Genomic DNA, 23,094 nt, shown 5'->3' on the forward strand with positions numbered 1-23,094 from the left:
GAGGACATCATGACCATCTCCCCGTTCACCCGACGCACCGCTCTCGCCTCCTCCGCCGTCCTGGCCTCCACCGCGGCCCTGGCCGCCTGCGGTGGCGGCGGGGAGAGCTCGGACACCGCCGAGAAGATCGAGAACCCCGACGACAACCTCAACCCCGAGGGCATGCCGATCGTCGACGAGCCGATCACGATCTCGCTGATGTCGAGGCGGGCCAACACCTCCGCCGAGGAGTGGAACCAGATCTCCTCGGTGCAGGAGACCCAGTCGATCACCAACATCGAGGTGGACTGGGGCCTGGTCGGGGAGGAGGCCGTCGCCGAGCGTCGCAACCTCCTGCTCACCAGCGGCGACTACCCCGAGGCCTTCTACCGCACCGGTGTGCCCGGCGGTGACATCGCCAAGTACGGCGAGCAGGGCGTGTTCGTGGCCCTGAACCAGCTGATCGACGAGTACATGCCGAACCTCACCGCCCGGATGGAGGAGTACCCGGCCCTGCGCACGGGGCTGACCTTCCCGGACGGCAACATCTATTCGCTGCCGGGGATCTATGACCCGAAGGCGCTCGGCCTGCGCTACCAGACCAAGTTCTGGGCTCGCAAGGACTGGCTGGATGCGGCCGGGATGTCCGCCCCCGAGACGCTCGACGAGTACCGGGCCTACCTCGAGGAGGTCAAGGGCTCGCGCGACGGCGCGATCCCGCTGGGCGGCCAGGGCATCGGCAGCATCTTCTCGTGCCTCTACGGGACCTTCGGGATCGCGAACAAGGGCACCGATGCCGGTGCCGCAGTGGACCTCGACCCCGAGACGGGCGCGGTGCGCTACTACCCGGCCAGCGACGGCTACCGGGACATGCTCGAGTACCTCCACGGCCTCTACGCCGACGACCTGCTCCAGCAGGACATCTTCGCCACCGACTTCGCCGCCTTCACCTCCGCCGGCACCGAGGGCACGCTCGGCTCCTGCGCCACGCAGGCCCCTGCCGGGTTCTTCGGGGAGGAGGGCGAGAACTATGTGGCGCTCGCGCCCCTGGTGCGCAGCTCCGGGGACGAGCCGGCCTGGCATGCGGTCCGCTCGGAGCTCTCCTCGATCGGCAACTTCGTGATGACCGACAACTGCGAGCACCCGATCGAGCTCGCCCGCTGGATGGACTTCTGGTTCAGCGAGGAGGGGGCGCGTCTGTTCTTCCTGGGCGTCGAGGGGAAGAGCTACCACGAGGTCGACGGGAAGCTCGAGCTGCTCCCGGAGATCACCGAGTCCGGCTCGGTCGACGAGGGGCTCAAGGAGCACGTCCTCTACCTGGGCGGCTGGTACCCCGGCTGGGCCACCGACACCTGGTTCCGCGGGGTGGAGACCTCGGAGCAGTCCACCGAGGGGGCGAAGGTGGTCGAGCCCTACGCGCTGGAGGAGGTGTGGCCCGCCTTCACCTTCTCCGCGGAGGAGTCGCAGCGGATCACCACGATCGGCAACGACATCGCGAAGTACGCCGATGAGTCCCTGGCGGCATTCGTCACCGGCGAGCGCTCCCTCGACGAGTGGGACGACCACGTCGCCACGTTCGAGCAGATCGGGCTGCCGGACTACCTGGCCGCGCACCAGACGGCGCACGATCGCCGGAAGTGAGGCCGGGCCGTGGGGCGGGCGACGGGACGCGCTCCCTCGCTCGCCCCACGGCCTCCCCCGCGCTCCCGGCGCCGCCCGACGGCCAGTACCCTTCGAGGTCATGGACAGGGAACGGCGAGGCGACCGCGGCGGGCGGAGCCCGGCGCGGGTCCGCCCGTTCCCGCCTGCCCGGCCCGCCCGCTCGACCCCGCACGTTCACGGAGAGGCACCGCATGACCCCCAGTGACCCCGGTCCCGGTCTCTCCGGCGCCGACACCACCCTCGTGCGGCGCTGGAACCGACGGACGGTCCTGGCCACGCTCCGTGCGCACCCGGAGCTCACCCTGTCCGAGATGGCGAAGCTGACCGGGCTCTCCCGCCAGACCCTCACCGCGGTCCTCGAGGAGCTGACCTCCCGTCAGCTGGTCCAGTCACATGCGCCGACCACGGGCGGATCCGGCCGCCCCGCGCGGCGTTACAGCTTCCACGCGACCGCCGGGGCTGCGCTCGGCCTGCACTTCTCCCGGGCGGCGGTCCTCGCGCTCTCCACAGATCTGGACGGCGTCGTGATCGCCCGCGAACGCCTCGCCCTCCCCCCGGGGTTGCCCGCGCCGGAGCGCCTGGCGGCGGCACGGGAGCTCGCCCGACGGGTCGCGGCCCCGGCCGGTCCCGTCTGGTCCGTCGGTGCGGCGACGACCGGCGTGGTGGACCCCTCCGGTCGGGTGCGCCGTTCGAGCCAGATCCCCGGCTGGACCGGCCTCGACCTGGCAGGGACGGTCGGCAGCTGGTTCGACTGCTCGGCGGTCGCCGGGAACGACGGCACCCTCGCGGCGCTCGGCGAGAAATGGCAGGGCGCCGCCCGCTACGCCGATGACGTCGCCCTGATCCTCTCGGGCCGGCCCAGCGGGCAGGGCATCGTGCTGGGCGGACGCGCCCATCACGGCAGGTCAGGAGCCGCCGCGGAGCTGGGCCGGCTGCTGCAGGATCAGACGTGGAATGCGGCGGCGGTGCTCGAGGACGCCGGCCGCACCGCCGAGGACGTCTTCCGCGCCGCGGCCGAGGGAGAGCAGGAGGCGGCACGTCTCACCGACCACCTCGCCCACCACACGGCCCGCGCCGCCTCGGTGCTGGTCTCGGTGCTGGACCCCGAGCTGGTGGTGGTCGCCGGTGAGCTCACCGTCGGCGGGCGGGCGTTCCTCGACGCCGTGCGCCGGCATCTGGAATCGATGTGCATCAACGTCCCGGCGGTCGCGCTGTCCACCCTCGGGGAGGACGTGGTCCCCCTCGGCGCCGCCCGGTTGGCCCTCGACGCGCTCGAGGCGGACGAGTACGTGCTCGAGGAGTAGGTGCGATCGCTCGGGGCGGCCTGGCGCGGCGCCACCATCGCCCGGCCTGCTGCGTTCGCTGTCGCATCGCGCAGTGGGGGTCACGCCCGTTCGACCGTTGCGCAGTTGGCGTTCCGCAGCCTCACAACGCCAACTGTGCAACGGTCGCCCGGAGCTCAGCGCGCGGTGCGGATGAGCTCGATGAGCTGATCCGCGTCACGGCGCAGCGGGTGCTGGGGCTTCCCCTGGTGCACGGAATCGCCGTCCGACGCCTCGCCGACGGCTGTGGGGCCCGGCGCCTCCCGGCTCTCCCCTCCGCCCTCGTCCTCCACCTCCGGGTCGGGCAGCGGGGCGGCGTAGCGGGCGGTGGTGTAGGCCGCGGCCACGTGGGCTGCGGCGGCGCGGTGCTCGGGCGTGACGTCGAGGGTCCCGGCGTCGATGCTGTCCAGCAGCTTCGCGAGCGCCTGCTGCGGGGGCAGGGTGGGGTCCAGTGCGATCCTGGTGGGCGGTCTGCCCCAGGCCCCGGTGATGCCGAGCCAGCGGATCGCGGTCTCGCGCACCGAGAGCTCCCGCATGAGCTCGGACCAGGCCAGCGCCCCCGCCCGGCGATGCATCCGCTCGGCCTCCAGCCCGGTGGCGGCGCCCGCGGCCCCGGGCCCGGCAGCGGAGGCCCCGCCGCCAGCCCCAGCTCCAGCACCAGCCCCAGCACCCGCAGCGCCTCCGCCCACCAGCAGCGCCTCCCAGCGCTCGTCACGGGCGCGCACGCGCCGTCGACGGATCAGGATCACGGTCGCGGTGGCCGCGGCGGCGAGCAGGGCGCCGAGCGCCATCACGCTCACCAGCCCCCATTGGATCCGCTGCACCGTCGCCTCGGAGGGGCCGGTGCCGCCGTCGTCGGAGTCCTCGGCGGCGGCGGTGTCCTCGGTGGTCTGCGCCTCCGCGGTGTCCTCCGCGCTGCTCGGCTCCTCGGTGGGCTCCTGCTCCTCCGGGGTCTCGGGGGTGGGCGAGGGGGCGTCGGGCTCGTCGGACTGCTCGGTCATCGCGGGCGGGGTCACGCCGTTCGCGGCGGCGGCGGGCGTCGGCTCGAAGCGGACCCAGCCGTGCGTGGGGCCGAACCACACCTCCGGCCAGGCGTGGGCGTTCTTCGCGCTGACGGTCCACTCCTCGCCGTCCTGCTCGCCGGGGGTGAATCCGATGACCACGCGCGAGGGATACCCCTGAGAGGTCATCATCAGCGCGAACGCGGCGGCGAACTGCTCGCAGTAGCCGATGCGGTCCTCGAGGAAGGACTCCAGCGGATCCTCCCCGGGCGGGCTGTTGACCGTCAGGGAGTAGGCGAAGGAGGTGCGGAAGTAGTCCTGGTAGGCGACGGCGGTGTCATAGCCGTTCTCCGCGCCGGCATCGGCGGCGATCTCCTCGGCGAGCGTGGACGCGCTGTCCGGCACCTCGTCGCGGGAGGTGTAACCGGCGGAGAAGGGCTGCTCGAACACACCCGGGTTCACGGTGCGCAGCTGCTCGGGGGTGGAGGTGCGCGGTTCGGAGGCGACGCTATACTCCTGACCCAGCAGCCCGGAGCGGACCCGGCCGACGGCGACCTCCCCGTTGGAGGGCTGGAGGGTGAGCGCCCGGTTCAGGCTCGCGTCCTCGCCCTGGACGGAGCGGACGTTGTCCGGCATCGGGAGTCGGTCTCCGGCGAAGTCCATGATCCGGATGTCCGTGTCGACGAAGTCGTCGGTACCGCCGTCCACGGCGACGCCGTCATCGCGGGCGTCGCTGAAAGCATCCAGGCCCATCACCGGATCCTCGCCCTCGGCGGTGCCGCGGTAGGTCTCGCCGGTGAAGCTGTTCAGGGCGCGCAGGCGCAGGTAGGAGGGCTCCTCGGCGGTGGAGGTGTAGCGCAGCACCTCGGTGTCCTCCTGCTGGAGCAGGGAGCGGCGCACGGAGACGTCGTCGTCGATCATCACCGGGCCGAGCGCGGGGGCGTCCGGGTCCTGCCAGTTCTTGAGCACGTCGATGTTCAGGGCGATCCGGGCCGGGGCCACCTCCGGCAGGGCGGAGGCGAGCAGCGGCGAGGCCCCCGCGACCAGGGCGAGGCACAGCCCCACCGCGGCGAGGGAGCGGCCCGGCTGGGCGCGCGGCCCCGCCTGCGGCCTGCGGTCACCGCGCAGATACTGCGGATCCGCGTGGATCGTGCGGGTCGCGAAGATCATCGCTCCGGCGAGCACCGGCCCGGCGAGGTGCCACCACTCTCCGCCGGCCGGCTGCTGCAGGGCGGGGATCAGCACCGCGCCGAGCAGCAGCAGTGCGGTGGGCGTGTGCCAGCCCAGGTCCAGGAACATCATGTCCAGCAGCAGCGTCATCAGCCCGATCAGCGCCACCACCAGCACCGTGCCGGGGCCGCCGAGGGTCAGCGGGGCGATGCCGGAGGCCAGCTCGTTCACCCCCCGGGTGATGATCCCGATCTGGCTGGTCGCGACCGCGAGCGGGCCCTCCTGCCATCGTGCCAGGCCCAGCACGGTCTCGACCACGAGCACCAGCACCACCAGCAGCCCGGCCTGGGCGATGGGGACGAGCATCTGCCGGCGCATCACGGAGCGCAGCACCACCCCGCCGAGGATCACGGGAGCGGCGGCGACGACGGTCAGCGTCAGCCAGGACGAGCCGGCCAGCAGCTGGGAGACGGGCGCGGAGGCCAGCAGCAGCGCGAGCAGCAGCAGCGCGGCACGGCCGACGAGGTGGGCGCCCTCGAGCGCGGGGCGGCCGACGAGCGTGGTCATCGGGGTGTCTCCTCCTCGGCCGTCGTGAGCAGGTCGGTGAGGGTGTCCGCGGCGGTGCCGCGCACCAGGGTCCAGGTGCCGTGGCGGGAGCGGGTGGGGCTGTGCCGGTCACGGACCTCTGCCAGTTCCCGCGCGTGCTGCTCGTGGGCGCGGCCGAAGCCGTCGCCGTCGGCCGGGCCGATGCGGCGGGCCGGGGGCCGCGCGGCGCCTGCGGTCTCCGCACCCACCGGATTCGCGCCCGCCGTTCTCCCGCCCAACGGTTTCCCTCCCGCAGCCTTCTCGCCCCCCGGCCTCGCGCCCCCTGGTCTCTCGCCCGTCGGGCTGCCGCTGCCCGCCATCTCCCCCTCCAGCGCAGGCCGCAGCGCGATCGCGGTGCGGTGGGCGGCGCGGCCGGCGAAGCGGTCCAGCTCGAGGCCGGAGAAGGGGTCGCCGTCGTCGGGCCCGAGGGCGATCGCGAGGGCGGTGTGCCCGGCGGCGTGGTCGCGGCCGATCCCGCCGCAGGCGTCGTCGTCGAAGTCCACGTCGGCCAGGGCGAGCAGGGAGGCGCGCAGCTCGACGGCGTCGGCCTCGCTGCCCAGCGGTGACGGGCCGGGGACCCCGCGGCGGCGACCGGTGCGGGTGATCTCGTCCCCGCTGGCGTCGACGATCCGCACCTCCCAGCCGCTGCGGCCCAGGGCGTCGAGCACCGTGGCGGCGTGGGAGACCAGCGCGTCCTCGACCTCGCCCGTGAGGTTCCTCCGCCTGCTGGTGTCGAGCACGATCACGGCGCTCTGCCCGGCGGCGGGCTCGTCCTCGCGGGTCATCAGCTGGCCGGTGCGGGCGCTCGCGCGCCAGTGGATGCGGCGGATGTCGTCCCCACTGGCGTAGGGCCGGGCGATGGGGCCGATCTCCCCGACCCCGGGGGCGGGCGCGGCGTGCAGAGCGCCCTCGCGGGTGATGCCGGTGGCGCGCTCGGCGGCGGGATCCATCTCGCCGACCACCGGCAGCCCGGTGAGGTACAGCCCGTCGGCGACGGTGCGGCGCAGGTGGAACAGGCCCAGCAGGTCGCGGACGATCAGCGAGTACGGGCCCAGGTCGTGCCGGCCGCGTCGGCCCACCCGCAGCATGTGCGGCATCCGGGGTGTCAGTGGCAGGTCGCCCTGGCCCCCGAGCGCCTCGGGCAGGTGCTCGCGCACGATCCCTCGCCCCAGCGGCAGCACCGTGATCCAGGGCTCGCTCTCCATCTCGAGCAGCACGCGGGCCGTGCCGCCGACGGGCACCGCATCATCCATCAGGCGCCGCCTCGGCCGCAGGCCCACACTGCTGACCGCGATCCCGATCCCGCCCAGGATCAGCATGATCAGCAGCGCGGCGGCGATCTGCCGCGCGGGGACGACGCGGGTCAGGTCGCCCAGCACCCACATCACCAGGCACAGCCCGGCGACGACGACGCCGCGGCCGGTGGGGCGCAGGATCGTGCCCGGGCGAGGGCTGCTCGGGCTCGTGCTCACGCCTGCGGGGTGCTGCGCAGCACCTGATCGACGAGGTCGCCGGCGCTCGCCCCGCGGGAGAGGGCCTGCGGGGTCAGGTGCAGGCGATGGCGCCACACCGGGAAGATCACGTCGGCGATGTCCTGCGGGGAGAGGAAGGGACGGCCGGCCAGCGCGGCGTTCGCCTTCGCGGCCCGCACCAGGTGCACGGCCGCGCGCGGGGAGGCGCCGAGCGTGACCTGCGGGTGGGCGCGGGTGGCCTCGGCCAGGCGCACCACGTAGTCCAGGATCACCGGGGAGGCGTAGACGCGGCGCACCGCATCCACATGGGCGGCGATCCGCTCGGGGCTGGTGCGGGTGCGGACCGCGTCGATCACGTCATGGTCGCCCTCCGGCACCGGCCCGGTCTGGGCGGCGAGCATGCGCGCCTCCGCCGCGGGCACCGGGTACCCCATCGTGGTCTGGGCGAGGAAGCGGTCCCGCTGCGCCTCGGGCAGGCGGTAGGTGCCCTCCATCTCGACGGGGTTGGCGGTGGCGACCACCATGAACGGCTCGGCGAGGGCGTAGGTGGTGCCGTCGACGCTGACCTGCCGCTCCTCCATCGCCTCGAGCAGCGCGGACTGCGTCTTCGGGGAGGCGCGGTTGATCTCGTCGGCCAGCAGGATCTGGGTGAACACCGCCCCGGGCCGGAACTCGAACTCGCTGCTGGCCTGGTTGAACACGCTCGCGCCGGTGACATCGCCGGGCAGCAGGTCCGGGGTGAACTGGATGCGGTGGCGCTCCGCGCCGAGCGAGGCCGCAAGCGACTTGGCGAGCATCGTCTTGCCGACGCCCGGGATGTCCTCGATGAGCAGGTGCCCGCCGGCCAGCAGCACCAGCACTGCGATCCGGGCCACTTCGTCCTTGCCCTCGACGACAGTGGCGATCTCCTCGACGATGTCTGCGGCCTCGCGCGCGATCTCCTGCGCCTGCTCCTCGGTGAGGGTGGCCGCTGCGCTGCGGCGGCCCTGCTGGCCCTCGCGCTGAGCGGGCTCCTGCACCGCGGAGACGGCGGGTGCACTCGTCGAGACGTCGTCCTGTGCCATGCCGGGCTCCTTCGAGTCACCACCGAGCGGGTGTTCATGAAAAATTTGCCCCGGTATGAACTCCCCACGGGCAAATGGGCGGCGATTGCTCATACAGTATGACTGGTCAAATCTGTCGCAGGGGGAATTCTGATGTCCGTCCGTCGCCGCCGCGCCGCCAGTCATCTGGGGGCCGGCCTGCTGCTGGCAGCCGCATGCACACTCGGGCCCGCCGCCGTGATGATGGCACCGGCGCCGGCCCTCGCCGCGGGCGAGGAGTGCGAGGGGAAGGCCGCGAGCGCGTCCGTGAGCGCACAGACCGTGGAGGTCGGCGACGGAGTCACGGTCACCGGGACGTGCTTCGATCCGCGCCAGAACGCGACCATCAGCGTGATCGCGCCGAACGGCTCGCAGCCGGTCCCTGAACCGATCCAGCAGACCGGGTCGGACGGCTCCGTCGCGTGGAGCTTCCCGGTGGATGCCGAGGGTGAGTACCGGGCACAGATCGATGAGGGCGGAACGCAGGCCGACGTCGCATTCACTGTGGTGCCGGCGGAACCGATGGACCCGCCGGAAGAGACGGATCCTCCTGAGGAGACCGACCCTCCGGAAGAGACGGATCCTCCCGAAGAGACGGATCCTCCCGAAGAGACTGATCCTCCCGAGGAGTCCGACCCGCCGGAAGAGTCCGATCCGCCGGAAGAGACGCCGGGCGACGGCGGCGGCAGTGACGACGGCGGCACGGACGACGGCTCCGAGGGCGGCGACGACGACGGCACCGATGCTGGCGACGACGGCACCGGCGACGATACGGGGACCGGCGACGACTCCAGCGGTGACACTGGTGACGACACCGGCGATGGTTCCGGCGACGACGACTCCGACCCGGACGAGCAGCTGCCCACCACTCCCTTCCCGGGTGCTGACGATGACCAGGGAGATGACCAGGGTGGCCAGGACAGCTCCGGCCAGGACGGCCAGGGTCAGGGCGACCAGGAACAGGACCAGGACGGCCCGGCGCCGTCGGCCGGCGAGGATCAGAACGCCTCGGGGCAGAACCCGGGCAGGCCGGCCGAGCCCGGCCCCGCGACCAACGACTTCCCGGCGGCGACGCCCGAGCACAGCGCCGACCAGCAGGACACGGCCGCGCTCGCCGTGCTGATGACCCAGCTGTTCGCGCACGGCGTCTCCGGAGGCGAAGTGGGCACCTCCCCCGCCGAGGCCGGCGGCGCCGGCGAGGACGACTCCGACGGCAACAGCACCGAGGGGGGCGACTCCGAGAACGGCACCGGCACCTCCGATGGCGGTGTCGACGAGCTCGCCGAGACCGGCACGGAGATCACCGCTCCCGCGGCCCTGGCGACGCTCGCGCTGACCGGTGGTGCGGGCCTGCTCTGGCATCACCGCCGCCGCGAGGACTGAGCCTCCCACGGGCACCGGATCCGGATCGACGACGGCGTCGGGCCCTTCCGCTGCGAGTGAGGTTCAGCTGATCTGCGACGCCGCTGACCGGATCACCTCGGCGAGGTCGCGGGGTCGGCTCCACATGGGCCAGTGCCCCGTGGGAAGGTCGATGATGTCTATAGTGTCGAGCTTGGCGACCTCGGCGAACATGGGGTGACCTGCCCGGGCCAGCTCCATCACCTGTTCGCCCGAGATCGAGCAGCACACCAGGGTCGTCGGGATGCTGTGGCGGGACTCGTCCACGAGCTCGACGGGGTGGCGAAGCACTGTGGCGGGCTCCGGGACGGCTCTCGTCCGAAAACGCTCGAGGGCCTCGACGCTCAGGCCGTCGAGGCTCGACTGCTCTCCGAGGGCATCGAACGATGGCAGAGGGAGCTCTTCGCGCTCGGCCGGGAAGTCAGGGGCGAGCACGGCGCCGTCCGCCACAGGGCCGGAATCGACCCACACCACTCGGGCGACGAGCTCCGGATACCGGTCGAGGATGAGGCTGACGGGGGCGTTGGCACCGCTGTGCGCGACAAGGATCGCAGGCTGATCGCCTCGCTGAGCGATGACGTCTCGGATCGCTGCCGCCTGGTCCTCGAGAGTCCTCGCCGTGCGGTCGGTGTCGCCGCCGTCGAGACCGGGCAGAGTCATCGCGACTGTCCGGCAGTGGGCGGCGTCGAGGTGTTCGATGGTTTCGTCCCATGCCCACGCTCCCAGCCAGGAGCCGGCGATGAGAACGATGGTCGGGGTGCTCGCAGCAGTCGTCATGCGACCACCCTCCCGGCACGGAGGGACAAGGGGGTGTCACTATTTTTGGCATGAGTCTGCCGAGGCGTGAGCCGTGAGGCGCACAGAACGCCTGCATGCCCTCACCGAGATGCTGCGTCGCAGCGGCTCGCGGGGCGTCTCCGCTGACCGGCTGGCACGGGAGTTCGAGGTGTCGGTGCGGACGGTCAAACGGGACCTCGCCGCGCTGGAGAACAGCGGCGCGCCGATCTGGTCCCGTCCGGGCCCGGGCGGCGGGTACGGTCTGGCCAGCGGCGGGTCGCTGCCGCCCGTCACCCTGTCCCCGTCGCAGGCCGTGGCCCTCATGGCGGCCGTGTCCGCCGCACCTGACGCCCCCTTCGCGGATCTGGCGGCGGCAGGGGTCCGGAAGATCATGGACGTCCTCGACCCCCGGACCCGAGCGCAGGCCTACGAGCTGGCCCATCGTGTCTGGGTCGATGCCCCTCCCACCTCCTCTCGCGCCGTCAGGTCAGCACTGGAGGAGGCCATGGTCGCGCAGCGGGTGATCCGCCTCCGCTATACGTCGCGAGACGGCATCACGACCACCCGAGACGTCGAGCCCGTGCTGTTCGCCTCCACGAGCGGCCGGTGGTACCTGGTCGCGTGGTGCCGACTGCGTGACGCGATGAGGTGGTTCGCCCTCTCACGCATCGAACTGGCCAGCGCCACCACCAGCGCAGTCAGCGGCCATTGGGTCCACGAGGTCGGAGAGCCCCGGAGAACGCCAGGCCGGTGCACGGCAGGGGCGAGTGACCGACTCGATCGCCCTCTGCGGCCATCACGCGGGCATCGACATCTGTCCGCGCCGCCAGCGCCCCGCCCACCGCTCCGCGAACACGACTGGTGCCCGCGCACCGCATGGTGTACATGTATGTACATGTCAATACAGGCAGTGCGCGGCAAGCGACAGGTGATCGTCGAGACCCTCTCCCGGCGCATCCGGGACGGCGACTACGAACCGGGCCAGAAGCTCGACGGCGAGCTCAGGCTCGCCGAGGAGTTCGGCGTCTCCCGCGGCACCATCCGCCAGGCGCTCAGCGAGCTCCAGCACCGGAGCCTGATCGCGACGGAGACCGGGCGTGGTTCGTTCGTGATCTTCGACGGCCAGCAGCTGGACCCGCAGCACGGCTGGGCTCAGGCGCTCGCCTCCGCCGGCGGAGACATCGACACCCGACTGCTGGGCATCGAGCCCGTGCGTCGGGACGCGATCCCGCTCCTGCCCGAGACGGTCCGGCTCGACGAGGGCATCTGCGTCCGCCGCGTGCGCCGCCTGCGCACGGGATCGGGAGAGGCGCGGCCGATCTCCTTCGAGTGCGCCACGGTCCCGCGGGATGGCGAGCTCCGGTCGCTCCCCACGGACGGGCTCGTGGACGGCTCGCTGTCCGCGACCCTTCAGCTGGCGGGTCTCGTGCCCGCCCGCGGCACCCAGCACGCCGACGTGCACCCGCTCGACGAGCGGGAGGCGCGCGTGCTCCATCGTTCCCCCGGCACGGCATTCCTGCGCACGGCGCGCACGTCGTTCACCGCCGACGCCCGTTTCGTCGAGCACGTGGTCTCCCTCCTGGACCCCGAGCACTTCACCCTCTCCCTCACCTTCGGAGACTCCTGATGCCCCATCTGCACCGCCCCCGCCCCTCGCAGGAGGAGGCGGCGATCGGCGCCCTCACGGGCCTGGCACTCGGCGACGCCCTGGGCATGCCGACGCAGTCGCTCCCCCGCGCCCGGATCCGAGACCGCTTCGGTCGGATCGAGGGGCTGCTGGACGGCCCCGACGACCAGCCGATCGCCCCGGGCATGCCCGCCGGCTCGATCACCGACGACACCGAACAGGCCCTCCTGCTCGCCGAGCTCGTCATCGCCGGTGACGGGCAGGTGGATCCACATCGTTTCGCCGAGGCCCTCATCGCCTGGGAGCAGGACATGATCCGCAGAGGCTCCCGCGACCTCCTCGGACCTTCCACCAAGGTCGCGCTCGAGAAACTGCAGGCGGGGGTACCGGTCGAGGAGACCGGACGATTCGGCACCACCAATGGCGCCGCGATGCGGATCGCCCCCGTCGGCATCGCCCACGCTCCAGGCACCGGGCTCCTGGAGGCCGTGGTGACCGCGAGCGAGGTCACCCATCGGACAGGACTCGGCATCTCAGGCGCCGCCGCCGTCGCCGCGACCGTTTCCGCCGCCGTGGACGGCGCGGACACCGACCAGGCACTCGACTCCGCGGTCTCCGCCGCCGCGCAGGGAGCGCACCTGGGGAACTGGGTCGCCGGGGCCTCCATCCCGGACCGCTTCACCGCCTTCCGCGCACCGCTGCGGGCGATGGCGCCGCGGGAGAGGGACGCGTTCCTCTACGACGTGGTCGGCACCTCGGTGCAATCCCAGGAGTCGGTCGTGGCAGCTCTCCTGCTGGTCGACCTCGGCCGATCGGACCCCTTCGCGACGCTGTGCCTGGCGGCGTCGCTCGGCGGGGACACCGACACGGTGGCCGCCATGGCAGGTGCGATGCTCGGCGCGCTCCACGGACCGGAGGCCTTCCCGTCCACCGCTGTCCAGCAGGTCCTCGAGGTCAACCGCCTCGACCTCGCTCCCGTCGCCCGGCAGCTCCTCGCCGTGCGCGCCGGAGCCACTCGCCCCTGACGCTCCCCACCCCTGACGCTCCCCACTGAGAGGTGACACCGATGTCCACCCGAGCACCTGTGACCGACTCCCACAGCATGACCGACCGCCCGCTGGCCGCTGTCGAACAGCGGGGCATCGAACCCGTCCCCGTCAGCGAGCGCACCGGCAATCCGCTCCAGCTCTTCTGGGTGTGGTTCGCCGCGAACATCTCGGTGCTCGGACTGCCGCTCGGCGTGAGTCTGATCGCCCTGGGACTGTCCGTGTGGCAGTCGATCGTCGTCGCCGTGATCGGTGCGGTCGGCTCGTTCGCGATCGTCGGTCTGATCTCGATCGCCGGGCGCCGCGGTGGCGCACCGAGCCTGACCCTCTCCCGGGCGGTCTTCGGCACCCGAGGGAACGCGGGCCCGACGCTCGTGGCGCTGCTGTCGCGCCTGGGCTGGGAGACGGTCAACACCTCCACCGCAGCCCTGGCGGTCGTCACCATCGGCTCGCTGCTCATCGGCACCGGCGGGGACGCGAAGTCCGCCCCGCTGGTCGCCGTCCTCGGCGTCGCTCTCTTCGTCGCGTTCACCGTCGCCGTCTCCGGGATGGGCCACGCGATCATCCTCGTGGTCCAGAAGTGGTCCACCTGGATCTTCGGTGCCGTGAACCTGCTGATCCTCGCGTTCCTCGTGGTGAACATCGACTGGCAGCAGGTCTCCGAGATGCCCCACGGGAGCACCGCTGCGGTGCTCACCGGGATCGGGACGATCGCCGCGGGCACCGGCATCGGCTGGGCGAACTCCGGGGCTGACATGGCCCGCTACCAGGCGCCGCGAGTGGGAGCCCTCTCCCTCGTCGCCTCCGCCGCCGCCGGCGCAGGCATCCCACTGGTCATCATGATCTCGATGGGCTCGCTGCTGGGGGCGTCCGACGCGTCCATCGCCACCTCGGCGAACCCGCTGGACGCCATCCGCGACACGCTCCCTCACGGGGTCGCCGTCGCCTACCTCGCGGTCTCGTTCGTCGGCCTGCTGCTGTCCAACCACCTCTCGGTGTACTCCGCGGGGCTGACCACCCTGACCCTCGGACTCCGCGTCCCCCGGGCGTACGCGGTGATCGTGGACGTGGTCATCACCACCACCGCATCGCTGCTCTTCCTCCTGGTGGCCGATGGTTTCTACGGCCCGTTCATCACCTTCATCTCACTGCTGGCCGTGCCGATCTCCGCCTGGGTCGGCATCTTCCTGGTCGACATGCTCCGCCGCCGCAGCTACGACCCGGAGGCTCTGCTGGACCTCTCCCCTGCCGGCACCTACCACTACCGCGGCGGCTGCCGCTGGGAGGCGATGGGCCCCTGGCTGGTGGCGATCGCGGTGGCGGCCCTGTTCATGCAGGTCTCCCCGGGGCAGACGCCCTGGTACACCGGGCCGTTCCACGACACCTGGATCGGTGCCAATGGCATGGCCTGGGTGCTCTCCGCCGCCCTCGGCGGAGCCCTCTACGCATTGCTGGGACTGCGCAGCGTGGAGACGTCCCGATGAACCCGGTCGCCGAGCGCCGGCCCGGACGAGTCCTGCACACGGGCCAGGGCGTGGTGGACCTCGTGATGCGGATCCCCGCGATCCCGGAACCGGGAGGCGACGTCTTCGCCAGGGCGCACGAGCTCCTGGCCGGAGGCGGGGTGAACGTCATGGTCGCGGCCGCACGCGACGGAGCCGCCGTCGCGCACACCGGCAGTCACGGCACCGGACCGTTCGGCGACCTCGTCCGCGCCGCACTGACCGCAGAGGGAGTGGAGCTCCTCAGCCCGCCCGATCCCGACCGGGACACCGGGTTCAGCATCGCCCTCGTGGACGACTCGACTGAACGCACCTTCATCTCCACCAGCGGCGCCGAGGCCCACAGCACACTCGCACAGTTGGATGCCGCCGACGCCCGGGACGGGGACGTCGTCTGCGTCTCCGGCTACTCCCTGGCGCACACCGCGAACCGGGAAGCGCTGCTCACGTGGCTGCCGACCATTCCCGCCGCCTGCACCGTCGTCGTCGACCCGTCGCCCGTGGTCGGCGACGCCGACCTCGAGGCGGTGCGAGCGCTCCTGGACCGCTGCGACATCTGGAGCTCGAACGAGCGCGAGGCACGCCTTCTGCTCCCGCGCCTCGACGCCTCCCTCGACGTCGCCGTGATCGAGGACCCGTCCGCGCTCGCCGCGCTCCTGACGGCGACCACGGGACGGACCGTCGTGCTGCGCGCCGGCGCACGCGGGGCGTTCCTGGCCACCCCCGGCAGGGACGTGGTGGACGTGCCGGCTCCACTGGTCCGCGCCGTCGACACCAACGGTGCGGGTGATGCCCACACGGGCGTGCTGTGCGCGCGGCTCGCGGCCGGGGAGGACCTGCACCCTGCGGTCCGTCGGGCCGGCGTCGCCGCGGCGCTCGCGGTGACCCGGCGCGGACCGGCCACCGCGCCGAGCGCCGCGGAGACGGAGGCGATGCTCGCAGAGCTCACGGCCGGCGGATGATGAGGGGGCGGTCCTGCCGGGGACGAGAGGGTTCGCCGTCTCCATCCCTCCGATCCACGGCCACGAGTCGCCGCTCGCACTCGGGGTCTCGTTCTTCGATGCGGAGACCTCGGATGCAGAGCGGGACGCGATCCTCGAGGATCTCTACGCCTTGCGCGGCGCGCTCACCACGCCCTTCCTCGCAAGGCGTCACGCACCCGCCCCGGAGAAGCAGAAGCGCTGACCGGCGCACGCCCCGGACGCACGCCGCTCACGCAACCCGCCCCTGCCGGGCCTGCAGGGCGATCAGCGCCGCGATCAGCAGGGCGCCGACGATCAGCGCCGCCCCGCCCACGGCGACCGCGCCGCTCACCCCGAGCAGGGCCCCGAGCCAGGCGAGGGTGATGCCGTTGCCGGTGCGCATGCCGCTGCCGATCATCGAGTACACCCCGACCACGCGTCCGCGCTGCTCCGCCGGGGCGCGCAGCTGCACCAGCGCCTGACCGATCGCGGTGGCGGCGAGGTTCGCGACCCCGCCGATCACGAGCGCGATCAGCGCGACGGCATAGTGCGTGGTGGTGGCGACGATCAGCGAGGTGAGCCCGAACATCACCGCTGCGATCACCGCGCCGCGCACGTCGACCTTGAGGAAGCCGGTCGCCTCCAGCAGGAAGCCGCCCACGACTCCCCCGACTCCGTTGGCGAACAGCAGCGCGCCGTAGCCGATCCCGCCCTCGTCCCCCGCACCGAGCACGTCGGCGAAGTTCGGCATCGCCACCTGGAGGGAGGCGCCCACGCACACCGCGATCAGTCCGGCCAGCGCGATCATGCCCACCAGCACCTTGTCGTCGGCAACGGTGCGCAGCACGCGCGGGGTGTCCAGGATCGAGATCCGCTCGGTGTGCACGTGGCCGCTGCGCACGTGCCCGGTGAAGGGGGTGCGCAGCATCAGCAGGGTCATCGGCAGGTAGAACAGGATGTTCGCGAGGATCCCGAACGTCGGCCCCAGCACCAGCATCAGCACCGAGCCGACCACGGGGCCGGCCAGGACCCCCAGACTCTTGAAGGTCGCATTCAATCGCACGGCGCTGGGCAGCTCAGCGGGGTCGGCGAAGTCGTGGAGCATCAGCTGCTCGGCCGGGCCCCACAGCGCACCGGCTATTCCGTGCAGCACCAGCAGCACGCACGCGCTCCACATCTCCAGCGTCCCGGTGAGGAACAGCAGCCCCCAGCTCAGGGACACGAAGGCGAACAGCAGCTGGGCGATCTGGATGATGCGCCGGCAGTCGTACTTCTCCGCCAGGCCCCCGAACAGCACGGAGAACAGCAGGAACGGCAGCCAATGGCTGATCACCTGGAAGCCCACCAGCCAGGGCGAGGCGAACAGCTCCCACAGCACCCAGTAGGTGATGACGTGCTCGATGTTGTCGCCCATCATCGAGAGCCCGGCGGTGAGGAGGTACGGGCGGGAGTGCTTGTCGCGCAGGGGGCCGAAGCGACGCGGGGCCTGCAGATTCGTGGGACTCAGCCTTCTCTCGGTTTCACGGGCCTCTCGGGGCGCGCGCCGGTGGGGCCGCGCCGGGACCCGGGAGCAGTCTCCCCGATGGCGAGCGGTGGCGCCGGGATAGGCCGTAAGGTGGGCGTCCTCGGGTCGGCGTCCAACTTTAAGACCTATTCTTGGATCCTGACGGCACCGAGCCAACCTTAGGGGCTATCCATGGGCCACTTCGCCGCGCAGCACTGGGAGAACCCGTACGATTCCGGCATCCCCCGCGCTGATCGACGCTCCGGAGAGTTCCGCACCTTCACGCCGAGTGTCCTGACCGGCATGCATCTGGCGATCGGACCCGAGGTCGATGCGCAGGTGGCCGCCGCCGAGCGCGCAGTGCGCGCCCTGAACCGCGGAGCACACCGGGACCTCGGGCTCGTCTCGCGCTTCCTGCTGCGCTCCGAGGCCATCGCCTCCTCATACATCGAAGGGATCGCTCCGAGCCCGAGGAATGTCGCCCTCGCAGAACTGGCTCTCGACGAAGACGTCCGCGGCCTCTCCGAGACCGCTCAGCAGGTGGCCCGGAACATGACGATCGTGCGTGACGCCTCGGACGCCATGGCCGAGAACGACACGGTCACCGTGAACGATCTGGTGGCCCTGCAGTCGTCGCTCATCCCGGACCCGCCCGAGCTGCGGGGCGTGCGCACCACGCAGAACTGGATCGGCGGATCGCGGTATCACCCCCTCGATGCCGCACACGTGCCCCCGCCCCCGGAGGAAGTGCCCGCTCTCCTTCAGGACCTGGTCCAGTACATGTCCGGCGCCGTCCACTCCCCGATCATCCAAGCTGCGCTCGCTCACGCCCAGTTCGAGACCATCCACCCTTTCCCCGATGGCAACGGGCGTGTGGGGCGTGCAGTGATCCACACCGTTCTCACTCGCCGCGGACTCACCGCGGAGGCGATCCTTCCGGTCAGCCTCGTGCTCGCGACACGTCAGCAGGAATACATCGACGGCCTCGATTCCTTCCGGGTGGAGGGCCCCGCAGACTCGCCGCAGCACTCTGCCGCGATCGAATCATGGGTGCTCACCTTCTCGAACGCGGTGCGCGTTGCCGCCGAGCAGGCGACGGAGCTGGAGACGCGCCTCGTCACGCTGCGGGCGGAATGGCAGGCCATGATCTCCGACGCCCGTCAACGGGAGGGAAAGGTGAGAGCGACCCGCCGCGACTCAGCGCTGTGGACGATCCTGGACTCCCTGCCGGGCACCCCGGTGCTGACCACCACAACAGTGACGCGCATGCACGGAGTGACCACCACCGCCGCCCAGTCCGCTCTGGCCCAGCTCACCGAGTACGGAGTCCTGGAGACGATCTCCATCGGACGCGCCCAACGGGCCTACGTCTCGCTCGACGTCCTGGACCTCATCACACGCAGCGAACGCGCGATGGCGAGCCGCGCTTTCGACACCGCGATCTCCCCGCCGATGCGGGCGGTCCCGGCGCCACGCAGGATGTGAAGCCGGCCAACGCCGCGGGGGCTCGCCGACGGCTTGCACCTCACGGCTCTCAGCGGTGAGGGCAATCGTCTTGCGGGTCTTCTCCGCTCGCTCTGATCTCGGGGTCGACCGTAGCTCGAGGCAGTCACGGTGGTAGCCGAATACCACCCCCGTCCGCCCGGAATCCTTGACAGCACCGGAGGAGAGAACTAGCTTTTTATGAGAGTGATCGATCACTCTATAGGTGGCAGCCGACCCAGGTCCTGTATGACGCATCGAGGCGGCACGGCCCGGGCTCCGCAGGATCTCCGACGAGGGAGAGCTGCCCGTGGCCCCGCGCCGGATCTGCACAGCACCCGCAGCACTCGCACTCCGCAGTTCCCTTCGAGCCCATCGCATTGGAGCAGATCGAATGCTTGACAGACGCCAGATCCTCGCCGCAGGCCTCGCCCTGCCCGCTGCCACCGCCCTGGCCTCCTGCGGCCCGAACGCCTCCGGTGGCAACGGAGGCGGAGACGGGTCGCCTTCTCTGCGCTTCACCTGGTGGGGCAACTCCACCCGCCATGAGCTCACCCAGCAGGTGGTGGACGACTACACCACGCGCGAGGAGGCGCCGGCGATCTCGACAGAGCCCGGCGAGTGGAGCGGCTACTGGGACAAGCTCGCCACCCAGACCGCCGGCGGGGACGCCCCCGACATCATCCAGATGGACGAGAAGTACATGGCGGAATTCGGCACGCGCGGCCAGCTGCTGGACCTCGGCGCGGCAGGTTTCGACACCTCCAGCTTCGCGGAGGGAACCGTGCCTGTCGGCGAGCTGGGCGACGGGCAGCTGGTCGGCATCAACGCCGGGATCAACGCCTTCTCGGTGATCGCGAACCCCGCCGTCTTCGAGGCCGCTGGGATCGACCTGCCGGATGACACGACGTGGACCTGGGACGAACTTCTCGACATCGCGGCTCGGATCACCTCGGCGACCGATGGCGGCACCTATGGCGTGAATCAGATCGGGCTCAACGAGACCACGTTCCACGTGTACTTGAGGCAGCTGGGCCTGGACCGCTACGAAGGCGGCGGCCTGGCGTTCGACGCGGCGGCGGCCACCGAGTACTACGAGTTCGTGCAGACGATCCAGGACTCCGGGGCGGGTCCGGAGGCATCGCTGGCCATCGAGGATGGCGCCGCAGGCTTCGACCAGTCACGGTTCAACACCGGCCGGGCCGCGATGACCGTTGCACTGTCCAACCAAGCCGTCGCCCACCATGACGCGGTCTCCACAGGCATCGAGATCCTGCGCCCGCCATCGCTGACCGGTTCCGCGGCCGACGTCGGCCTCTGGTACAAGGCCTCGATGTACTGGTCGATCTCCGCGAACGCAGCAGACCCAGAAGCCGCACTGGACTTCGTGGACTTCCTGTCGAACTCCACCGACGCCGGCACGATACTCTCCGTCGAGCGTGGCGTCCCCCCGAACCTTGAGGTGCGTGAGGCGATCACCCCCGATCTCGACGACATCAACCTGCGCGTCGTCGAGTACCTCGAATCGATCGAGGGCGAGCTCGGCCCGGCCCCCGAACTCACCCCGCCCGGCGCGGGAGAGCTGATGAACATCATCAACCGCGCGGGCGAGGACATGCTCTTCGGAACCATCACGCCAGCCGAGGCCGGTGCCCGCCTTGTCGAGGAGCTCGAAGCAGCGATCTCCTGATCGCCTGAACAGGCGTCCTTACCGCGCACTGGCTGCGCACGAGCACACCCTCGCCCGACGGCGGACGTCGGGCCCCGGGATGAACGCAGAGGTCACGGCGCGAGCAGCACCGCGAACGTCTCGAGGGTCTGCTGCAGCTCGATCGTGGGGTCGAGCAGCCACTGGATCTGCAGACCGTCGCTGGCGGCGACGATCAGAGCGGCGGTGCGGGCGGGATCGACGTCTCCCCGTACGAGTCCCGCCTCCTGATCTGTGCGCAGCCGCTGCTCGAGGCTGTCGCGCACCCGCTCGAAGCGGCCCGTGAAGAACTCCTTGGCGGGCCCCGCCTCGACCTCGAGCGAGGTCGCCACGAGCGTCGAGTAGAGCTGGACCAGGCCCGGGACCTCGAGGTTCGACAGCGCCGCATCGGCCATCACGTCGACCGCGCGCACGTCGCCGCGGTCACCCTTGTCGAGGTCGCGCCGATGCTCGGCGTGCGCATAGACCGCGACCAGCAGCTCCTCCCGGGAGGAGAAGTAGTGCAGCAGCGCGCCATGGGAGACCCCGATGGCCTGGGCGATGCGGCGCAGCGACGTGCCGTCGGCCCCGCGCTCGCGGAACACCTCGATGGCACGGTCGAGGATCTCCTGCCGGCGGGCGATTCCCTTGGAGTAGGAGCCGGCGCGACCGATGCCGCGGGCGGCGCTCGCTTCGGCGCTGTCGGCGGCGCTCTCCTCGGTGCTCATGATGCCAATGTACCCACCCGTCGAGACCGATCGGAGAAAAAACCTCCGACTGGTGGGTTTTTTGTTACGCTGACGCCACGCATCACTCGTGCGGTGCGACCCACTCTCTGACAACGACGTACGAAAGCAGGTTCGACGTGGCACTGCCTCTCGCCTCCGTCCAGCTGTACACGCTGGCCGCGGAGTTCTCCGCCGACATGAACGGCTCCCTGGACAAGCTCGCGAAGATCGGCCTGAAGAACGTCGAGGCCTTCGACTTCGTGTGCCGCCCGAAGGAGATCCGCGCCGCGCTCGATGCGAGCGGCCTGGCCTCCCCCACCGGTCACGCCCCGCTGCTCTCGGACGAGCTGTGGACCCCGGACGGCTCCATCCCGACCCCGGCCAACGAGGTCGTCTTCGAGGCCGCGGCCGAGATCGGCATGAAGACCGTCATCGACCCGATGGTCCCCACCGAGCGCTGGATCACCGAGGACGGCGTGAAGGACATCGCCGAGCGCCTCAACGCCGCCTCGGAGAAGGCCAAGGAGTTCGGCCTCACCGTCGGCTACCACAACCACGCCCAGGAGTTCCTCGCGGACTTCGACGGACAGAGCGCCTACCAGCGCTTCCTCTCGCTCGTGGACCCCTCGGTCGCGATCGAGCTGGACCTCTACTGGGCGCTCGTGGGCGGCCAGGACGTCGTCGCCCTGGTCAAGGAGCTCGGCGACCGGCTCGTCGCGATCCACGTCAAGGACGGCATCAAGCCCGAGACCAACCCCTTTGCGCCGGACGCCCCGAAGTTCAGCTCCTCGAGCCTGGACCAGCGCCACGCCGGTGAGGGCGAGGTCCCCACCATCGAGGCCATGAAGGCGGCGACCGGCGTCAAGTACGCCGTCATCGAGTACGACAACGCCCCCGGCGAGGTGTTCGAGGACATCGAGAACAGCTACCGCTTCCTGATCGACGGAGGGCTCGCCGCATGAGCAACACCCCCAAGCCCTTCACCGGCCCCGTGGGCGTCGGCTTCATCGGCGTCGGCGTCATCTCGGACACCTACCTCGAGAACCTGAACTCCTTCCCGGACGTCGAGGTGCTGATACTCGGCGACATCGACGCCGACCGCGCCGCCGCCCAGGCGGAGAAGCACGGCGTGCCCGCCTCCGGCAGCGCCCAGGACGTGCTGGACCACCCGGGCGTGCAGGTCGTGGTGAACCTGACCCTGCCGGCCACGCACGCCGAGATCTCCTCCGCTGCGATCGCCGCGGGCAAGCATGTGTGGACCGAGAAGCCGCTGGGCCTGGACCGCGAGTCCACCGCCGCGCTGCTGAAGCAGGCCGACGAGGCCGGACTGCGCGTGGGCTGCGCGCCGGACACGGTGCTCGGCGCCGGCGTGCAGACCGCCAAGCGCGCGATCCTCGACGGCCTCATCGGCCGCCCGCTGTTCGCGCAGACCTCCATGCAGTGGCAGGGCCCCGAGGTGTTCCACCCCAACCCCGGCTTCCTGTTCGCCAAGGGTGCGGGACCGCTGCTGGACATGGGCCCGTACTACTTCACCACCCTGGTGAGCCTGTTCGGCACCGTCGAGAAGGTCGCCGCGATCGGCCTGAAGGCCCTCGAGGAGCGCACGATCCAGGTGGGCGACCAGGCCGGGACCACGTTCCCGGTCGAGGTGCCCTCCACGATCTCCGTGCTCACCCAGTTCGAGGGCGGCCAGACCGGCACCTCACTGCTGAGCTTCGACTCGCCGCTGGCCCGCCAGGGCATCGTCGAGATCCACGGCACCGAGGGCTCGCTGGTGGTGCCCGATCCGAACATGTTCGAGGGCCGCATCGCGTACGTGCGCCCCTTCGAGTCCTTCGGCGAGCGCCCGCCGGAGCAGGAGTGGATCGAGGTCCCGCAGGAGGGCCCGACCACCGGTCGCGGCCTGGGCCTGCTGGACATGGTCCGCTCGATCCACGAGGGTCGCCCGCACATCGCCACCGGCGAGGTGGGCTACCACGTCCTGGACATCATGCTCTCGGCCGAGGAATCCGCCGCCAGCGGAGAGTTCGTCACCCTGAACTCTTCCGTCTCCGAGATCCCCGCGGTCCCCGCGGACTTCGACCCGCTGGCCCGCACTCTCTGAC

Annotated in this window: 16 protein-coding genes and 2 pseudogenes; 12 read left to right on the forward strand and 6 right to left on the reverse strand. The window is 71.3% G+C overall.

The window, feature by feature from the left end; all coding sequences use genetic code 11:
- Together VF289_RS07475 and VF289_RS07480 are read left to right on the forward strand one after the other, a co-directional pair.
- On the forward strand, window positions 1–1,620 hold a 1,620-nt coding region (locus tag VF289_RS07475), incomplete at its 5' end, for an extracellular solute-binding protein (protein WP_330882660.1).
- Between the two features lie 212 nt (window positions 1,621–1,832).
- Window positions 1,833–2,945: an ROK family transcriptional regulator gene (locus VF289_RS07480; RefSeq protein WP_330882662.1), complete on the forward strand. Its 1,113-nt coding sequence runs from the start codon at window positions 1,833–1,835 to the stop codon at window positions 2,943–2,945.
- A 155-nt stretch (window positions 2,946–3,100) separates the two neighbouring features.
- On the opposite strand, the gene VF289_RS07485 is transcribed toward VF289_RS07480, so the two are convergent.
- The 3 genes from VF289_RS07485 to VF289_RS07495 are packed head-to-tail and all read right to left on the reverse strand — an operon-like array spanning window position 3,101 to window position 8,255.
- Entirely contained in the window at window positions 3,101–5,701 is a 2,601-nt protein-coding gene (locus VF289_RS07485; RefSeq protein ID WP_330882664.1) for a DUF3488 and transglutaminase-like domain-containing protein, read from the reverse strand.
- Window positions 5,698–7,191: a DUF58 domain-containing protein gene (locus VF289_RS07490; protein WP_330882666.1), complete on the reverse strand. Its 1,494-nt coding sequence runs from the start codon at window positions 7,189–7,191 to the stop codon at window positions 5,698–5,700. Before VF289_RS07490 ends, VF289_RS07485 begins: the two co-directional genes overlap by 4 nt.
- Window positions 7,188–8,255, reverse strand: coding sequence for a MoxR family ATPase (locus tag VF289_RS07495; RefSeq protein WP_330882667.1), 1,068 nt, complete (start codon window positions 8,253–8,255; stop codon window positions 7,188–7,190). Before VF289_RS07495 ends, VF289_RS07490 begins: the two co-directional genes overlap by 4 nt.
- Before the next feature lie 132 nt (window positions 8,256–8,387).
- On the opposite strand from VF289_RS07495, the gene VF289_RS07500 reads away from it, so the two are divergent.
- Window positions 8,388–9,656, forward strand: coding sequence for a hypothetical protein (locus VF289_RS07500; protein WP_330882669.1), 1,269 nt, complete (start codon window positions 8,388–8,390; stop codon window positions 9,654–9,656).
- A gap of 63 nt (window positions 9,657–9,719) precedes the next feature.
- Here VF289_RS07500 and VF289_RS07505 read toward each other — a convergent pair whose 3' ends face one another.
- Entirely contained in the window at window positions 9,720–10,451 is a 732-nt protein-coding gene (locus tag VF289_RS07505; RefSeq protein ID WP_330882671.1) for an alpha/beta hydrolase, read from the reverse strand.
- Between the two features lie 109 nt (window positions 10,452–10,560).
- Between VF289_RS07505 and VF289_RS07510 the strand changes: the two are divergent.
- The 5 genes and pseudogenes from VF289_RS07510 to VF289_RS07530 all read left to right on the forward strand — a co-directional run bounded on the left by VF289_RS07510 (window position 10,561) and on the right by VF289_RS07530 (window position 15,588).
- Window positions 10,561–11,222 (forward strand): annotated as a pseudogene (locus VF289_RS07510) (helix-turn-helix transcriptional regulator).
- A 166-nt stretch (window positions 11,223–11,388) separates the two neighbouring features.
- A pseudogene (locus tag VF289_RS07515) lies at window positions 11,389–12,078 on the forward strand (GntR family transcriptional regulator); the annotation flags it as partial.
- Entirely contained in the window at window positions 12,078–13,103 is a 1,026-nt protein-coding gene (locus tag VF289_RS07520) for an ADP-ribosylglycohydrolase family protein (RefSeq protein WP_330882673.1), read from the forward strand. The pseudogene VF289_RS07515 and the gene VF289_RS07520, both read left to right, overlap by 1 nt.
- A 41-nt stretch (window positions 13,104–13,144) precedes the next feature.
- A complete protein-coding gene (locus VF289_RS07525) occupies window positions 13,145–14,608 on the forward strand; it encodes a purine-cytosine permease family protein (protein ID WP_330882675.1) in 1,464 nt (487 codons plus the stop codon).
- A complete protein-coding gene (locus tag VF289_RS07530) occupies window positions 14,605–15,588 on the forward strand; it encodes a PfkB family carbohydrate kinase (RefSeq protein ID WP_330882676.1) in 984 nt (327 codons plus the stop codon). The genes VF289_RS07525 and VF289_RS07530 overlap by 4 nt, the downstream gene beginning before the upstream one ends.
- A gap of 250 nt (window positions 15,589–15,838) precedes the next feature.
- Here VF289_RS07530 and VF289_RS07535 read toward each other — a convergent pair whose 3' ends face one another.
- Window positions 15,839–17,095, reverse strand: coding sequence for an MFS transporter (locus VF289_RS07535; RefSeq protein WP_330882810.1), 1,257 nt, complete (start codon window positions 17,093–17,095; stop codon window positions 15,839–15,841).
- 189 nt (window positions 17,096–17,284) lie between these two features.
- Here VF289_RS07535 and VF289_RS07540 point away from each other — a divergent pair, with 189 nt between their 5' ends.
- Window positions 17,285–18,577: a Fic family protein gene (locus VF289_RS07540; protein WP_330882678.1), complete on the forward strand. Its 1,293-nt coding sequence runs from the start codon at window positions 17,285–17,287 to the stop codon at window positions 18,575–18,577.
- Between the two features lie 391 nt (window positions 18,578–18,968).
- The gene (locus VF289_RS07545) at window positions 18,969–20,264 is read left to right on the forward strand and encodes an ABC transporter substrate-binding protein (protein ID WP_330882680.1); all 1,296 of its coding nucleotides are present in this window, start codon (window positions 18,969–18,971) and stop codon (window positions 20,262–20,264) included.
- A 92-nt stretch (window positions 20,265–20,356) separates the two neighbouring features.
- Here VF289_RS07545 and VF289_RS07550 read toward each other — a convergent pair whose 3' ends face one another.
- Window positions 20,357–20,989, reverse strand: a complete 633-nt coding sequence (locus VF289_RS07550) for a helix-turn-helix domain-containing protein (protein WP_330882682.1) — start codon at window positions 20,987–20,989, stop codon at window positions 20,357–20,359.
- Window positions 20,990–21,126: 137 nt separating this feature from the next.
- Between VF289_RS07550 and VF289_RS07555 the strand changes: the two genes are divergently transcribed.
- Both VF289_RS07555 and VF289_RS07560 read left to right on the forward strand, forming a co-directional pair.
- Complete coding sequence (locus VF289_RS07555) at window positions 21,127–21,951, forward strand: sugar phosphate isomerase/epimerase (protein ID WP_330882684.1); 825 nt, start codon at window positions 21,127–21,129, stop codon at window positions 21,949–21,951.
- A complete protein-coding gene (locus VF289_RS07560; protein ID WP_330882686.1) occupies window positions 21,948–23,093 on the forward strand; it encodes a Gfo/Idh/MocA family oxidoreductase in 1,146 nt (381 codons plus the stop codon). Before VF289_RS07555 ends, VF289_RS07560 begins: the two co-directional genes overlap by 4 nt.
- The last annotated feature ends 1 nt before the right edge of the window (window position 23,094 follow it).

The sequence above is a fragment of the Brachybacterium sp. genome (genome assembly GCF_036379615.1).
Classification (GTDB): Bacteria; Actinomycetota; Actinomycetes; order Actinomycetales; family Dermabacteraceae; genus Brachybacterium.